General features: G+C 59.2%; 16 protein-coding genes and 2 pseudogenes. 6 read left to right on the top strand and 12 right to left on the bottom strand.

Annotated elements, in window-relative coordinates:
• The first annotated feature begins 61 nt into the window (after window positions 1–61).
• Together ACPPVR_RS19410 and ACPPVR_RS19405 are read left to right on the top strand one after the other, a co-directional pair.
• Entirely contained in the window at window positions 62–850 is a 789-nt protein-coding gene (locus ACPPVR_RS19410; protein ID WP_426615752.1) for a hypothetical protein, read from the top strand.
• Window positions 851–1,701: 851 nt separating this feature from the next.
• The gene (locus tag ACPPVR_RS19405) at window positions 1,702–1,911 is read left to right on the top strand and encodes a hypothetical protein (protein ID WP_426615751.1); all 210 of its coding nucleotides are present in this window, start codon (window positions 1,702–1,704) and stop codon (window positions 1,909–1,911) included.
• Window positions 1,912–2,391: 480 nt separating this feature from the next.
• Here ACPPVR_RS19405 and ACPPVR_RS19400 read toward each other — a convergent pair whose 3' ends face one another.
• Entirely contained in the window at window positions 2,392–2,622 is a 231-nt protein-coding gene (locus ACPPVR_RS19400) for a DUF6894 family protein (RefSeq protein WP_426615750.1), read from the bottom strand.
• Between the two features lie 1,123 nt (window positions 2,623–3,745).
• Between ACPPVR_RS19400 and ACPPVR_RS19395 the strand changes: the two genes are divergently transcribed.
• Together ACPPVR_RS19395 and ACPPVR_RS19390 are read left to right on the top strand one after the other, a co-directional pair.
• Window positions 3,746–3,979, top strand: a complete 234-nt coding sequence (locus ACPPVR_RS19395; RefSeq protein WP_426615749.1) for a hypothetical protein — start codon at window positions 3,746–3,748, stop codon at window positions 3,977–3,979.
• A 1,114-nt stretch (window positions 3,980–5,093) separates the two neighbouring features.
• A complete protein-coding gene (locus tag ACPPVR_RS19390) occupies window positions 5,094–5,297 on the top strand; it encodes a hypothetical protein (protein WP_426615748.1) in 204 nt (67 codons plus the stop codon).
• 45 nt (window positions 5,298–5,342) lie between these two features.
• Here the strand turns inward: ACPPVR_RS19390 and ACPPVR_RS19385 are convergent, their stop codons facing one another.
• The 5 genes from ACPPVR_RS19385 to ACPPVR_RS19365 are packed head-to-tail and all read right to left on the bottom strand — an operon-like array spanning window position 5,343 to window position 6,866.
• Window positions 5,343–5,684: a hypothetical protein gene (locus tag ACPPVR_RS19385; RefSeq protein WP_426615747.1), complete on the bottom strand. Its 342-nt coding sequence runs from the start codon at window positions 5,682–5,684 to the stop codon at window positions 5,343–5,345.
• A complete protein-coding gene (locus tag ACPPVR_RS19380) occupies window positions 5,681–5,977 on the bottom strand; it encodes a hypothetical protein (RefSeq protein ID WP_426615746.1) in 297 nt (98 codons plus the stop codon). Before ACPPVR_RS19380 ends, ACPPVR_RS19385 begins: the two co-directional genes overlap by 4 nt.
• Window positions 5,974–6,150 (bottom strand): hypothetical protein, encoded by a 177-nt coding sequence (locus ACPPVR_RS19375; protein WP_426615745.1) that lies wholly within the window; start codon window positions 6,148–6,150, stop codon window positions 5,974–5,976. Before ACPPVR_RS19375 ends, ACPPVR_RS19380 begins: the two co-directional genes overlap by 4 nt.
• Window positions 6,151–6,180: 30 nt before the next feature.
• Window positions 6,181–6,645 carry a hypothetical protein gene (locus ACPPVR_RS19370; protein ID WP_426615744.1) on the bottom strand — a complete coding sequence of 155 codons (465 nt, stop codon included), beginning with the start codon at window positions 6,643–6,645 and terminating at the stop codon, window positions 6,181–6,183.
• A 17-nt stretch (window positions 6,646–6,662) separates the two neighbouring features.
• Window positions 6,663–6,866, bottom strand: coding sequence for a hypothetical protein (locus tag ACPPVR_RS19365; RefSeq protein WP_426615743.1), 204 nt, complete (start codon window positions 6,864–6,866; stop codon window positions 6,663–6,665).
• 186 nt (window positions 6,867–7,052) lie between these two features.
• Between ACPPVR_RS19365 and ACPPVR_RS19360 the strand changes: the two are divergent.
• Window positions 7,053–7,322, top strand: a pseudogene (locus tag ACPPVR_RS19360) (IS3 family transposase); the annotation flags it as partial.
• 515 nt (window positions 7,323–7,837) lie between these two features.
• Here the strand turns inward: ACPPVR_RS19360 and ACPPVR_RS19355 are convergent.
• The 6 genes from ACPPVR_RS19355 to ACPPVR_RS19330 form a co-directional block, all read right to left on the bottom strand.
• The gene (locus ACPPVR_RS19355) at window positions 7,838–8,095 is read right to left on the bottom strand and encodes a hypothetical protein (RefSeq protein ID WP_426615742.1); all 258 of its coding nucleotides are present in this window, start codon (window positions 8,093–8,095) and stop codon (window positions 7,838–7,840) included.
• A gap of 100 nt (window positions 8,096–8,195) precedes the next feature.
• Window positions 8,196–9,803 (bottom strand): arylsulfatase, encoded by a 1,608-nt coding sequence (locus tag ACPPVR_RS19350; protein ID WP_426615741.1) that lies wholly within the window; start codon window positions 9,801–9,803, stop codon window positions 8,196–8,198.
• Between the two features lie 143 nt (window positions 9,804–9,946).
• Window positions 9,947–11,719, bottom strand: coding sequence for an arylsulfatase (locus ACPPVR_RS19345; RefSeq protein ID WP_426615740.1), 1,773 nt, complete (start codon window positions 11,717–11,719; stop codon window positions 9,947–9,949).
• Window positions 11,720–11,737: 18 nt separating this feature from the next.
• Complete coding sequence (locus ACPPVR_RS19340) at window positions 11,738–12,709, bottom strand: formylglycine-generating enzyme family protein (RefSeq protein ID WP_426616137.1); 972 nt, start codon at window positions 12,707–12,709, stop codon at window positions 11,738–11,740.
• 141 nt (window positions 12,710–12,850) lie between these two features.
• Entirely contained in the window at window positions 12,851–13,159 is a 309-nt protein-coding gene (locus ACPPVR_RS19335; protein ID WP_426615739.1) for a hypothetical protein, read from the bottom strand.
• 197 nt (window positions 13,160–13,356) lie between these two features.
• Complete coding sequence (locus ACPPVR_RS19330; protein WP_426615738.1) at window positions 13,357–14,274, bottom strand: helix-turn-helix domain-containing protein; 918 nt, start codon at window positions 14,272–14,274, stop codon at window positions 13,357–13,359.
• A gap of 310 nt (window positions 14,275–14,584) precedes the next feature.
• Here ACPPVR_RS19330 and ACPPVR_RS19325 point away from each other — a divergent pair.
• Window positions 14,585–15,653: pseudogene (locus tag ACPPVR_RS19325) on the top strand (SphA family protein).
• Window positions 15,654–15,656: the final 3 nt, after the last annotated feature.

Genomic DNA, 15,656 nt, shown 5'->3' with positions numbered 1-15,656 from the left:
GCGCTTCAGGTTAGCGCATCGCACGTTCTGCGTGTCGTTTCAGATGAGCTAGAGCCGCTTCATGTCGAAATCCCAGAAGCGATGTGTGTTTTGCGGCGGTACGCCAGCGACCAAGAGTCACATCTGGCCCGATTGGCTGGACAGCTTGCCGCTAGACAAAGCGACGCACCACGAGGTTCACGTCGGGAAGCTGGAAACATTCGTGTCGGCGGCGGAAGGACCAAGCCCCCAGACGCAAGTTCGCCAAGGGCGTGCTGGTGCACGCAAGCCACGCAATGTTTGCTTGGCCTGCAATGGTGGTTGGATGAGCCGCATTGAACAACTTACGAAGCCGACACTGTCGGCTCTTATACTCGGCAGCCCCATCTTGCTGCGGCCGGCGGATCAGTGGTGGCTCGCGTCGTTGATTACCCTCATCACTATCCGAATGGAGTTTACGGCCCCTCAGATGCAAGCGGTGCCTGTCGCGGATCGTCAGACATTGATGGTAACTGGGGCCGCACCGCTGCACTCGTGGAAGATTTGGATCGCTCAGTTTGCGGACCCACAGAGCGACGATTTCTGGACCGGCCATCTTGGGATGCAACTCGTTTCGAGCCCCGCAGAAGTTTTCCGCCCCCACAAGTGCAACGCTCAAGTCACGACGATGGTAATTGGAAAGTTTATTGCTCATGTCGCCAGCAGCAGCGTCATGAGCATTCCCGACGGATATTCGGGTATTGGCCTTGCTAAGATTTGGCCGACCGGCCAATTTGACATCTCCAGCACAAGCTTACCAACTTTAAATCGCGTGGAAGCAATCCATCTGCACGAAAGCTGGGCTGCTTCCCTCAAACCGGTGCCTCGGTGATCTCTTCGTGTCAGGACTTCCTGAGCGCGCCTTAGCGTTGCCAAAGCAAGGCGCCGGCGGAAAATGCGATTGTGCTTGTAGCGCACCAAGCGGCGCCGGCGGCCACATTGATAGCTTCAACACCTATGATCCGCACGGCCTCCCATGTGATGCGTTGGTGGGCGCCACTTGCAACGTGAGCGATCCAAGTACAGGTGGTGTGGCGACAGGCACGGTGCAGCATTGTTTTAAGCCAGGAGAAGCCACGCGAGGCGTAATCATTTTACAGAACGGCATCAAGCTGTCGCCTTTACGTTTCCGTCGCTAAGCCTCCGGTGTTCCTCCACCCGCGCGCAACAGACACGGTGAGGTGTGCGTCCATCACCGGCGTCGTCTAATTCCGCCGCGTTTGATCAAGCTTTTTTGGTCTGCTTGTCGAACGCCTTCGCCCGCTGAAATAGCACGCATTGCAAGCCGCTGATGATCAACCCGTTCAAAGCAGCGCAATCGTTTGGAGATAGATTGGGGGCTGGCGCGCAAGCGCTCGGCACTGGCCGACCGAGGGCGTTTCTTGTCGGCCATGTTGTGAGCGTTAGGTGGGCGGCATCAAGCCGGGCGATCTGCCCCGCCTCAGTAAGCAGCACCACCGACATCCACGCAGCCAGCGACGCGCACAGATTCCCCTCCGAAACGAAAATATGCTGTTAGCTTCGCACGTCTCCGATCTGTTGCTAGGAATCCAGAGTTGTAGATTTTCCTCCGGGCATCCAATCTCGAGTCGTCCACCTCCCCGACCGGCAGTATCCCGCGCGATCTCTGGACCACCAGCAATCGATAATTGACTCTGGCATGCGCCGCGTTTCGATGGCGCGATGACCAAGGCAGAGAACCGCGCGGCCGCGAAGGCGTACCACCAGGGGCGGATGCGCAAACTCGATGAGGAAGCGGAGGCTGAACGCGTAAAAGCAGACCTCGCTGAGCTCGACCGGCTGCGCCGCTACCTGATCTTCGGGAGGCAGGCCCGCCGCGGCGGTGACCGCGAGAAGCTGATGAAGGCGATCGACGACTACGCGAGGAGATGACTGGTGACCGAACTAGGCTGCACGCAAAGAACCACCAGTGCGGATAAAGAGCCCGCCAACTGAGGCGGCCTTACTTCCAGAACAGCAACAGGATCACCAAAACGACCGTTAGCAGAGCAGCGAAAATTGTAGTGATACGAAACCACAGGTCATTTCTCATGACCTCTAGCCTATCTGGGGATAGCTAGGGTAGCCATAGCGGGAAGTGCAAGGGTGATACTCGTTACCACGAATGCCCGAGCACGAATCCAATCGCGCCGGCGACCATCGCAAGCCAACAGAGCGAGAGACAGAAGAGCAGGGTATCGCGTTTCATGCCCGTGATCAGGCATCTGATCTAGTTTCGAAGGTTTGATCTGCGTCAATGCCCAGGGGGCCCGCTCAGGTTTCGGGCAAACAAATTAGGCCACTGCGAAATTCAACTTAGTCCACTGAGGTCGGAAACAGGCCAGTACCCGCCTGACGGCACGCGGAGGCAGCTTACTTTGGCTTCTCAGCGTGGATGTGGAGGACGTAGAGGGTGTTCTGGAACTCATCTACTACCTCCATCCGCCATCCACGGTCTGGCGTTAGCTTCCCGTCGAGGCCTTGGAGTATCTGCCCAGCCGTTACCGTGGCTTCCTTCCAAGCGGCATGCTTGTCGGGCAATTCCTCACCTTCGAGGTCAGGTTCGTGGCGTTCATGCGTGATATGGAAGAAGTATCTCGGCATGCGTCAGTAATGCTGCCGAGCGGGGCGTGTTCCCGAAACAGGCCACTGCGAATTCAACCGATTCCAGGGTTAGGAAAAAAGCTCGCCAGATCGGCTTGGGAGACTCGCTGGCTCGCCGCACGAGCCGGCGGAGCGGCCCCGGCCCATACCCCCAGGCCCCCTGCGGAGCCGGGGCCGTCTCTCCGGCATGTCATGACCCAAGCTGAAGAGTTATCAATGACCGTCTTCGTGTACGTCAATACCGCCAGACAGGTTGGCGACGGATCACGTCAAGGTTTTCGCTACTGTAGATGCCGCTGAAACGTGGTTCGAGGAGAACGACCCAGAGGGCGTCGCTTTCGAATACGACGTGATCGAAGAGGTAGGCCCGCCGGCGTGGACCAGGCCCAAATTGACTCGCGCTTCAGGTCAATGAAGCGCATACTTGTGGGCATCACCGTTACCTATCCTGGCATTTGCCGGTGACAGAGAGTGTTGCGCTCCCGCCTATGCGTAGGGAGGCATCATGGCCCAACCTCAACGCCCGTCGCCTGCCATTCCACCGATCACATTCCAGCGCCCCGTCTGTCCAAGGTGTAAGGCTTCGATGATGCTCGTCAGCATCGAGGCAGAGCGCCCGGGCGTGGACCTGCACAGGTTTCAGTGTGCTCTCTGCAATGGCGTACTTACGATCCGTGCCGCCTACGAAGATCCGATGCATTCCAAGTCCCTTGGCCGCTGGCTTCAAGGCGATTTACACCCGCCTGGGTGATCCGGCTGTGAGAGAAGCCCGCCAGGGTGAATCGGCATCCCATAGAAGAGGCCGGCAACTGAGGCGGCCTTACTTTATGAACAGGGCGATCGCGAATAGGCCGACCGATACCAGGCTCATGGCAATGAATATGGCAAGTCTGACACTATCATTCACCCGTCGATCTTAATCGGCGTCCCTTCGGGCTGTCTGCTCAATAGTGGCCCCAATTCAAATCAGGCCACTCCCGAAATCAAACTACGCCGCTGAGGTCCGAAACAGGCCAGCGCCCGGCCGGGATGGCATATCGACGTCAGCATCAAGCAAAAGAGGCCCCAGTTCAGGTTGGGGCGGCCTTTCGAGGAGCCTATTGAGATCAGCGGACGCAAGCTCGTGACGCTGCGCGACGCTGGCGAGTACATCGCGGCGCTGCCGAAGAAGGAGCACGAGGCACCGGAGTGGCGGGCGGCGATGGAAGCCCTGCTCTTGGTGGTCGAGCGGGGCGGCCCAACGCTGTTCACTCGGATCGGCGTCATGCGGGCGCTGAACCGGCACTACGTCCCTGAGCTTAACCCAAAGGGCAAAGCGCCGCATTGGGGGAGACGCAAGCTGAAGAGAGATCGATGAGGCGGCTCAGAACTAGAGAATGAGCATCCCAATCAACACAATGTTGAATGCGCCCAACGCAAGCACAGCGACATCAAAGATACCGGTTAAGCTGATCATGGCGTTCCCCATCCACGTCTGCCCCGTAAAGATGCTCCTGTTCACACCACTCGTCTATGCAGATTGTGCCAGCTTTGCTCACTCCGGCGGCCGCAAGCCGGGCGATCTCAGCCATTCGCTCATGTGCGAGCCTTCTTCAGCTTGTCGGGCTCTGCGGATCAAGGCTTCTCGGGCCGCGCCCTGTGGAAGCGCCTGAGCTTCCTCACGTAGGCGTTTTGCTTCCTGGGCAAGACGCTCTTCGAGGGCGACGGTTTGCTTGAGTCGGCGACGCCGCATAACGGAACTCCGGGTCCTACACCGTTGGGTTCAATGATGATTGCCGAGCCTAATATGCAGAAACCCGGCGGTCAGTTCCACAGTGCACACAAATTCAATCCGGCCGACTGCTTAGGCTGCTAACCCATTCGAGATAAGCCGCAATATCTGCCGGCACATGTAGACGCTGGTAGGTGATTAAGCCCAGGCTGTCCTTGGGACGGGGCCGCTGGGGGACAGACGCGGCCTTGTACTTGGGGTGAAGGCCCGCCAGCCAGCCCGGGCGGGCCTTTCCCTCAATCAAGGGAGAACCTAATGCACGATAACGACATTTCTGTTTATACGAAATGCGTTTACATTGAGACCGAGTCGGCGTAAGATTTTTACACCGGGGCTGGCTGCATATCTCACTTAGATCATTTTCACCCGGTTCTTTTGACCATGGCGCGGGCCGCAGCGATTGAGTTCGCTGCGGCCTTCGTCGTTTGTCGATCCGTGGACCAAGAAATTGCCGCCGACATCGTGAGCCGGCGGCGGGAGTTAGCAGAGATATAGACCGGCGGGCACCGGTCGCTTGACGTTGATCTAGCGTGAGTCCCGTCCTCGTGAACCGGCGCCTCCCGTTTGGAACCGTGGCCGGCGCCGAGCTCTTGGGCAATGTCCGCACCGCTATTTTGATCGTCGGTGCGACGGGAAGCGCCGAAGCTTGCTTCGGCCTGGCGGTCCCGAAGGATCTCGCCGCGCGCCATCGGAGCATAAAATGCCTAAAGAAAACGATTTGCAAGGCCGTCAGGACATGGGCGGCAAGCATGGCGGACAAGCGGGCATGCCGAGGCCTGAGAGTCGACCAGAGGCCCAGCAAGGAATTGTGCGCGACGACCGAGGACAAAAGCAGCCAGCGGACAAAGATCGTGCTCAACAACCCAGGCGAATGGATCGCGAAGACATCAGAAAAAAGCCGTGAGCGTTGGCGGTTCCACCGCAGGCGCTCCCTGAAGGGCGTCGCGGGTCACGTGAAATCACCACCGACCATGTACTCGATATCAGCGACCACTCCGAAGACGCCTCCGCTTCGCTTCGTGACGATCACTGATCCCGACTGATACTGCGCGCTTGTAGCGCTGCCGCCAGCAACTTTTGTTGCGTGCGCCCCGGCGGCGATTGCGATCGTGCCACTGGCGTATTGAAGGAAGCCGCACGAAAATCCGACGTGCAAATCGTTGGGAACAGTCACGGTGGCGTTGGTCGTGCCCTCGTATCGAAACGCCTTCCCGACGTCGTCGTTGGTGAGCGTAAAGCTCGCGGTGAACGGGACAATCTTGACGCGTCCAGTGCTATAGTCATAGCTCATGGTTTGAACGCCCCGATTTGTTTGTCTGACAGCTCAACCGCGCGGTCGTGCCAGTCATTGACGATGATGCGCGGCGCGAAATCACTATGCTGAAGCGCGCGCAGACCATCCTCAAGAAGCTTTCGCGACGCAAAGTGCCATGAGCGGATAGCCTCGCCCTGCGCCACGTTCTGGTTTTGCAAGGTGCGGTCGATCGCGGCCAGGCGAGCCCATGCTTCGCGGAATGTCTCCACGGCCTTCGCGTAAGCCGCGCCGGCTACCTCGCGCTCGGCTCGGAGCTGTTGGCGGTTCACGGCAAATTCCCCGGCTGGTCGATCCCAAGCGCCTTCTTGAGCGGCGCCGCCATCTGCTGCTGAACAGGCTGCGGCGTCTGCGTGACGCCTGCCGCCATGTTGCCGCTGACGACCGATTGTAGCGGAGCAGCAGCCTGCTTAGCGAAGCTGTCCGCGTCGAGTTTCTTGGTCATGGTGGTGTCCCTTTCTCGGGTAGTTTGGGGTTACTCTGCGGCGAGTTCGGTTTCGCGCTCGATATCTGCTTCGATGGCGCGCTGATCTGGCACCATCTCGCTCAAAAACTCCGCCAACGCGTGAGCATTCGGCATCTCAGCGAGGTCTAGCGCTGCGTCCGAAACAGCCGTCGTGGCGCTGGCCAGGAGGCGCACCGCGTCGCGCTCGGCGTCGAGTTCGGCCAACTTTCCCGGGTGCACGAGATCGATGGCTCGACAGCGCACTGCGTCGACCGTGTCGCGATCAGCGCCGACAAGTTCCGGAGCTTCCAAGATCGCCATTGCGAACAGAAGCGACATATCAGTGGCGAGCGCGCGCAGTTCTTGCGCTGAGTTCCCGTTGAGCCGGTCGCGGACCTGGCTGCGCAACGCGGCACCGGCCGCATCCGTGCGGTCCACCGCGGGTAACTGGACTTTGGCCGGCTTCTCGTCGATCCGGACGGCGAGACGCTGCACCAGCGCGTTGGCGCGGATCAGTCGGGCGCACGCTTGCCGAGGAACGCGCGGGCTTCCTTCGTCCGGCCCTGCGGGCTGAGATCCCGATTGCCGCGGACGTTGGTGGTGGTTTCGAGGATATCGCGGTGCAGGTTCAGCACGCGAGAGAATGCGCCGCGCACGGCGACGTCAGAGACGCTGGCGATCTGCTCGTCGAGGAAGGCGAAATATCGGGGATGCATGTGGAGTCCTAATGTTGCAGGTTTGCAGTGATGCAATTTGTCAACGTAACGCCGCGATGGGCTGACGGCGCGCGGCGACAGAGCGTTCCCAAGCGGCAAGCTCGCCGAGACGCCAGAAACGGCGCTTCGCGAGTGGCTACCGTGAGTGAACATAATCGATGTTGCGACGACTGTTTGAATCCGCCCACCAGCGAGCAGTTCCAGCGATTGATGACCGATCACGGCGTGGTCTGCTCGATGAGCAGGTCCGGCAACGTCTGGGACAACGCGGCGATGGAAAGCTTCTTCTCGTCATTGAAGACCGAGCGCACTGCGCGCAAAATGTATCGAACCAGGGACGATGCCAAGGCCGACGTCTTCGATTATATTGAGCGCTTCTACAATCCGAAACGCCGGCACTCGACGATCGGATATTTGAGCCCTATGGAGTTCGAGCGGAAGGCTGGATTAGCTTAAGCGGGTGTCAACAGAACCGGTTGCAGCTCAGCCAGCCGGAGTAAGGAGTCTTCGCGCGTCTCCATGAAGGGTCAGTCGTCGTGAACCGAAGAGGGCGCCCACCGAGGCGGCCTTACTCGTCCGGGTGAAGTGCTTTCTTCTTCCCCTCCAGCTGGGCAAGTAGTTGCTCGATGGCTTCTAAGGTTTGCCGGTCAGTTATGCCGCTTCTGATGGATTTGTAGTGCTCGATCTGCTTGTCGAGTGGGATGCACTTCTCACACATGGCCGCTCCGTTGCGGGTATCTGCGTTTCCTCAATGAACAATTGTTGTATACGTTCCCAAGGCTGAATTAGGACACCTCTAAATTCAGCTTAGGACACGGAGGGTTAAATTACGGACAGCGAACCGGCGCCGGACGGTAAGCCAAAGACCTCAGCCGAGGGGGACGGCTGAGGTCTCCTTGACAGACAACAGGGCCTGGAGAAGACAAGGCCCGCCAATCAAGCGTTGCGCGTGCCAGTCGTTCCTAACGGCCTTACGCCCGACCGCCAGCGGGATAGGACCGGGTGAACGCTCCTTGGCGCTTAATGCGGTCAAAACGAACCGTGCAGCCCTGAGCCCGGGCGAAGACTTCGGCGGCTGCAATTGCGATCGCACCGGTCCCACCGAACGCCCGCTCGATGAGCCGGTCGCGAATTATCGCTCGCTGGTCGGCCTCGATACTATCCAAAACGCTCGCCGCACGACAACAGGGACCGATGATCATGCAGCGCGTGCTGTTCTCGATAATCATCTGACACTCCTAGTTGCTTTAAGGCCAAGTGATAATTACGCAAGCCAGACTTCGCGAGCTACCTTGGTGCGCCCTTTTCAATCGGACCCAGGCGTCACCCTCAATTGCTGGACGGCGGATTTCTGAGCTTCTCCATCGCCTGCTCGACCGAAAACGAGCCAGGCCTCTGCCGCGGTGGAAACTGGACGAAACTCTGGAGATGTTGCCGGACAATGCCTTGCGCCGGGACAACCACGAACGCGTGTTCAACGAACCACCTTACGTAGTCGCCCGACTCATGCTGCGCCCGTTCGAACGGGTCCGAACGCAGGTTGAACAACATCGGCAGCCGTAATTGAACCAGCGGCTGTTGCCACACGCTAAAGCCTTCGGCCTTCTGCTCCAGAAAAACCGCCTTCCACTGCTCGTAGCGAAGACCGGCGAGGTTGCCGTCATCCGTCCAGTAAAAAAACTCGCGCCGCTTGTCCGGCCCTTTGCCTGAGAGCAGATCGCGCTGGTCGTAGCCGTCGAGATGAACCTTGAAGTTCTTACCCGCTGCGTCATAGCCTTGCAAAAGCTTTTCCTTGACCCCCGGCTCGCCGGCGGCAGCCACCAGCGTCGTCGCCCAATCTTCCGCAGAGAAGACGTCGTTGATCTCGGTGCGCGGCGGCACGTTTCCGGGCCAGCGAATCATCGCTGGGACGCGGTAGCCGCCCTCCCAGTTGGTGTTCTTCTCGCCCCGGAACGGTGTCGTACCGCCGTCAGGCCATGAGAACGTCTCTGCGCCGTTGTCGGTGGTGTAGATCACAATCGTATTGTTGGCGATGGCGAGGTCGTCGAGCTTCTTCAGCAACTGGCCGACCTGCCCGTCATGCTCCACCATGCCGTCCGGATAGATGCCGAGACTGGTCTTGCCCTGGGATTCCACCTTGAGGCGGGTCCAGATATGCATGCGGCTCGGGTTAAACCACACGAAGAAGGGCTTCTTGTCGCGATTTGCGCGATCGATGAAACTCATCGACGCATTGAGAAATTCCTCGTCGATCGTTTCCATGCGTTTCTTGGTGAGCGGCCCAGTGTCCTCGCATTTCTGCTTGCCCCAAGCGCCGAAACGCGGGTCTTCTCCCGGCGTATCGGCGGTGGTCGCGATGCATTTCATGACGCCGCGCGGACCGAACTGCGCCTTGAAGGATGGTGTCTTCGGGTAGTCGGGATTCTCGGGCTCATCCTCGGCATTGAGGTGATAAAGATTGCCGAAGAATTCATCGAAGCCGTGGACAGTGGGCAAAAATTCGTTGCGATCGCCGAGATGGTTCTTGCCAAATTGTCCGGTGGCGTAGCCCTGTGGCTTCAGCAGTTCGGCAATGGTCGGATCCTTCTCCGATAGCCCCTCTTTCGCCGCGGGCAATCCCACCTTCAGGAGGCCGGTCCGCAACGGACTTTGACCACTAATGAATGCGGCGCGGCCGGCCGTGCAAGACTGCTGGCCGTAGTAATCCGTGAAGATGGCACCATCGTTGGCGATCCGATCGATGTTGGGTGTGCGATACCCCATCATCCCGCGATTGTAGGCGCTGATGTTCCAATAGCCTATATCATCAGCCATGATGACGAGGATATTTGGCCTCTGCGTTTGCTGGGCCAATGCGGACCCGCCCGACATTGGCCCTATCCCAGTCAATGCTGTCAGGGCGAGCAGCCCGGATCGAATGCTGCATGCAAAGCTCATTGCGTCTTCCCCCAATTGGAAGCTGATCCAACAGAGCGCTGTCCTCCTATCGTGTCGACGGACAGGCAGGCCCTTCAAGTCTTGCTAAAAGTGGTCGCACCCTTCGGAGCGGCCACTTTTGTTTCATATGGTGGAGCGCGCAATTACTCGCTCTGATGACCGGACTTCTTCATCTCTGCGAGGATGCCGTCGAGGTTATACGTCTCCGGCGCCTGCATCGGAGGGAAGTCCTTGTACGAGAAGAGCTCCTTTTCCCAGAGCAGTTGGCCGAGGGGCAGGATATTCCAGTCATACAGGTAGGCGGTGCTCGGCGAGCCAATCGAACCGGCATAGCCCAGCAACGATTTGGCATCGGAGCCGACCGTCTGCTCGAATGGGTCACGCTTGATGTTAGCGACCTGCGTCCAATGGAAGCTCTGCGCTCCGAACAACCCGCCGGTCCCGGTATCCGGCACCATCGTGTAGTACATCTTCCAGTTCTTGTAGCGTATCGCCGATGGCTGCGCGCCGGTGTAGTAGAAGAAGACTTCGCGCGCGGATTTATCCGTGCCTTCGAGATAGGCGCGCTGATCGACGCCGTCGAGTGTCGTCTTGACGATGCCGGGATAGCTTCCAGCCTCGATCTGCTTCTTCAAAGCGTCGCCCTTCGGGCCGCCGGCGATGTCGACGAGCGTCGGCAGCCAATCAAGTGCCGACATCATCTCGCTCTTGACAGTGCCCGGCTTGATGTGGCCCGGCCAGCGAACGACGAGCGGAGCGCGCATCCCGCCTTCCCAGGTGGTCAGCTTACCGCCCTTGAAAAGGGTGGTGCCGCCGTCAGGGAAAGTAATGTTTTCGGCGCCGTTGTCGGTCGTGAAGACGACGATGGTATTGTCGAGCTGGCCCATGTCTTCGAGTTTCTTGAGGACATAGCCAATATTGTCGTCCATCTGCTTCATGCCGGCCTCGTTGAGGCCCCAGTCCTTGCCACCGGGCTCGCCGATCATCGCCTCGTATTTCGGTGGTAGCACAGTCGTGATGTGCATGCGCGCCGGGTTGTACCAGACGAAGAACGGCTTGTTGGTCTTCTTGGGATCGTTGCGATCAAGATAGTCGATGACCTTGGTCGAGATTTCTTCGTCTACGGTTCGTGATCGGTCGAGCGTCAAAGGACCTTCGTCCTTGCAAGTTTGGTTTGCTTGCGAGCCATCCGATGATTTGCACGCAAGCACCGGCCGCGGCGGCGTCAGGCAGGTCGTCGTCCGTGGATCGACAGCGCCGGGCACCTCAGCGAGGCCCGGGACCGGCGTTGCCTTACACGGCGGCGCGATCCCTTGTACGGTCGGGCTCTTGTTAATGTCGGGGAAGCTTACGCCCTGCATCGCGTCGAGGTGATACAGGTAACCCCAGAACTCCTGGAAACCATGCGCGGTCGGTAGCGCCTCGGGATTGTCGCCAAGGTGATTCTTGCCGAATTCACCGGTGTTGTAACCGAGGTCGAGCAAGAACTTCGCGACGGCGGGCGTACCAGGCCGTAGCCACGAGGGGCTGCCGGGCAGTTGCGGAGGAATCATTCCTGTACGCAGCGGATGCATGCCGGTGAAGAAGGCGTTACGCCCGGCAGTGCAACTCTGCTCGGCGTAGTACGTCATGAACAGGGCGCCATCGTTGCCGATCCGATCGATGTTCGGCGTCTCGCCAACCATCAGACCGCGATGATAGATGCTCGGCTGCATGATGCCGATGTCGTCACCCATGATGAACAGAATGTTCGGCTTGCCGGCCGTCGCCTGCGCGGTTGCTGGCTTGGTGCCCAGCCAGGATACCGAGACCAGCGCGCTTGCACCGAGCAGCGACGCACAGAACCGCTTGCGCCAGCGGGACGGCTTATCCAGCGGAATGAAAGGCCGCTCGTCGTCGAATGTGTAATCTGACATGGCATCTCTCTCCTAGTTCTATTCCCCAGGCGTTTTTCGCCTGATGCACCGAAAGCCAAGATGACTAGTGGAAGTATCGACCGGCTCTGCATGTCGCGCTGCCGGCCGGTAGCGTCGGCAGTAATTCGGCGCGCACAAGTGCGAGCCGCCTTTGATGACCTTCCGTGGAATCTTCACGTTGGCCGTTCTTGGGTCATAGCTGTCGACCTCACGCCCGCCGCGCGGATTCTCTGGAATGCAACAGGCTTTCGGAGCATCGGCTGGATGCCGAGGTGAGTACCAGTCGGCAGTCCACTCCCAGACATTGCCGATCATGTCGTGCAGCCCATACTCGTTCGGTGGGAAAGCGGTGACCGGTGACGTGCGATCGAATCCATCGTCCTTCGTATTCTGGCACGGAAAGTCTCCCTGCCAGGTGTTGGCCATGTGACGGCCGCCCGGCGTAAATTCGTCTCCCCATGCGAACTCGGCACCATCTAACCCGCCGCGTGCCGCAAATTCCCATTCCGCTTCCGTTGGAAGGTCCCTACCCGCCCATCTGGCGTAGGCAAGTGCATCGCTGAACGCCACATGCACGACAGGATGATCGTCCAATGCCCCGATGTTGCTCCTCGGTCCATATGGATGCCGCCAGTCCGCGCCCCTGGCAAAGGTCCACCACTGGCTGAAGTCACGCAGATTGACCTCTTTTCGAGGCGGCGAGAACATCAGCGAGCCCGCATAGACCATGTGCGGCAGCATTCCGGGATAATCCTTCGGATCAGGTACGATCTCGGCGACGGTGACGTGGCCCGTTGCCCGCACGAACTCATTGAACTGCCGGTTCGTTATGGGGTGACGGTCCATCCAGAAGCCGTCCACCGTAACGCGATGTGCCGGTGCTTCTTCTGGATAGTGCTTATCCGACCCCATGCGAAACGTACCTCCGGGAATCCAGATCGTGTCGGCGGATGTCGAATACTGTGAGTGGTGTGCCTTGAACTGGAGCATGATTTGCCACTTTGCTGCGTTCATGATCAGATGGTTTCGACACCTATCGCCGACGTTCACGGATGCCTATGCAGTTTCGGCAGACAACGAATTTCATCGAAATGTCATAGCGTGAGGCGAAGGACTGCCACATGTATCCCGTCAGCGGTCCCAATTTCTCATTTGCAGACAGGTCAAAAGACTCACGCAGCTTGGTGTCCCGCCGACGCTTTCCAATGGAATGCACTCGGCCTTGTCGGCGCCAGAGAAACTGGACCATTGGCTTGTCAGTTGTCGGAGTGCCCGCTTTTCATCGCTGACACAGCTTTTTCGAGACTGATCAACAGATAGCCCCGCGGTCGCGGCCAGATCGAGCCTGCAGCTTCGGGGGACATCGAAGGCCGGTACCTTGTCGGCGACAGCAACAGCTAGTTGCAAACCCAAGACCATCATCGAAACTGAGAACGCCATGTCTTTGTCCCCCTTCTTCAGAGCGGGTTCTTATCGCTGGGGTGCGCCGCCCCGCTTGAGCGACGGCCGGTCGGTGCGACCTCTGACGCTTGGCTGCGGGCAACAGGTCATCTTGGCCACCGGCTAACGCCGCGACAGTTCGATCTCTCCGAAGTTGCCATGCAAACGCTATGCACTTTCGGCAGAAGCGCTGCTGGTCAATCAACGCCGGTGCGATGACGTCGCAGCGTTGACGACGGCATTTCGCCGAACAGGGCACGGTAAGTGACGGCGAAGCGTCCGAGCTCCAGGAAATGATGGTCTCGCGCAATCGCCGCCACGCTTGCGGTCTCGGGATTCGCGAGTTGCAACGCCGAGCGCGCCATGTTCAGGCGTCGCAACTGGTAATATCGCGTTGGGCTCATGCCGAGAAATTCCGTGCAGCACAGCCGCAAGGTGCGTTCCGGCACGTCGGTCGCATTGCACAGCTTCGACAATTTCAGGCGAGGCGCACCCTGCGCGACCAAGGCTTCCTCAAATCGAACCATGATGTCGGTGTGACGTTGTCGCCGCTTCGACTCGTCGATATGGCCAGTGGCCAGACAATGGATCAGCACGCGAAGCAATTCTTGCTCAAGCGCACGCGCGACCTCCGGATTTGCGATCAGTTCCCGTCTCGTTTCAGCGAGATGCCAGGCCCCTGAACATAGTCTTAGCAAGGCCCTCGCCGCATCGCGCGCAGGGCGGATTACTTGACCTTCCGAGGGCGGCCTGATGCTTTTCCCGGTCAAGGCCTTGCTGCAACTCGCCAGCAGCCCAAGCGGGAGCGAAATCAACCCCCAAATCGCGGCTTCCTCGGTCCTCTGGTGCGCGCACTCGCCGTGCCCATGGAATACAATGTCGCCGAAATGCAGGCATGATCCACAATAGGTCAGGGACGACCACCTGCCCGCTGGAAACGAGATGATCGCCTGGTTCGGCGGAAACGAGACAAAGCCAATCCGTGGCAAACTCTCCTGGGCACGAAGCACGTTCAGTTGCCCCAAGTTCAACCACGTCAATCGACCGCTGAAGTCCCCCCCTGCGGTGACGAAGAGGTTGACCTTCGCAGCCCCGATTGCCGCGCTGAAGTCCACGGGACTGTCAAACGCGGCCGTGCCCTGCCTTGTCATTCAGGCCACCTCATCCGAAGCGCGTCGCCATCGAACCGCGACCGCCCGAAGGCAGGATCGGACATCGGACGACACTAAGCTATGCAACTTCGGAGGTTGGATCGCTTTCCGGAAGTCTCGCTATGGCCCGGATAGAGTCGGACCCGGTGTGCGGCCATCGAGTGTTGCTTCAGCGCATCACGCGCGTACGAGTTGGGACTTTTGCCGTTTTCGCATAGCCGCCATCAATACTTTAGGTAGCATCCGTGGGCGTAGGTTCGGACGGAGCAGGCGAATGCAACGCGGTCGTCGAAACGTGAAAGACCTTCGATTCTGGTGGCTTGGCGCCGGCGCGATTGGCGCGCTCCTCATAGTTTTTCCCGAGACCGCGCGCGCCGATGAGAGCGGTGTTTCGTTCTGGCTACCCGGCCAGGTCAGCAGTCTCCCTGCCATTCCGCAGGGGGCGCCGGGATGGTCGATGGGAACGGTCTACTATCACACCAGTGTCGCAGCCGATGGCTCCGTGGCTGCGGCACGAGAGATTCAGATCGGCAGGTTTGCGCCGACAGTCGACGTCAGTTTCAATGCCAGCTTGAACGCGTAAGCGGATCTCCTCCTGCTGAATCCGACCTATACGTTTGCGACTCCAGTCCTAGGCGGCCAACTCGGAATCGGCGTCACCGGAATTTTCGGCCGTTCGGCCGCGACCATTGACGGAACGCTGACGGCAGGGTTCGGAGGGTTCGCTGCGACCCGCATGGGAAGCATCGGGGATTCGATCACGTCGGTCGGAGATCTCTATCCGATGATCACGCTGAAGTGGAATTCGGGCGTCAACAACTACATGACCTATGTGACCGGCGACATTCCCGTCGGCCCCTACGATCCGAGCCGCATCGCCAATCTCGGCATCGGCCAAGGCGCCATCGATGCTGGCGGAGGCTACACATACCTGAACCGGCGACGGGACTGACACTCTCGGGGGTGGCGGGGTTCACCTACAATTTCAAGAATCTCGATACGCAAGTGCAAAGCGGAATCGATTCCATTTCGACTGGAGCACCGCCCAATTTCTTTCGAAGCAAGCCTTCGTCGGATTTGTTGGATACGCCTATCAGCAAGTCTCCGATGACACCGGTGGCAGTCCCCTTCTCGGCGGCTTCAGATCGCGGGTTGTCGGGGTGGGTCCCCAGTGGGGCTACATCTTTCCCGTAGGCGACATGCAGGGATATCTGAACATCAACGCCTACGGCGAATTTGATGCGGCCAATCGGCCATCCGGCTGGAATACCTGGGTAACGTTCGCAATTTCGCCGACCGCCGCAACCGATGCAACAACGACCCAGCACCGGATCACGAAGTAGGAA

Origin of the sequence: Bradyrhizobium sp. McL0616 (assembly GCF_049993385.1) — a bacterium.
GTDB lineage: Bacteria > Pseudomonadota > Alphaproteobacteria > Rhizobiales > Xanthobacteraceae > Bradyrhizobium.
The sequence above is the reverse complement of the archived record's forward strand: the minus strand, read 5'-3'. Positions and strand labels throughout refer to the sequence as shown.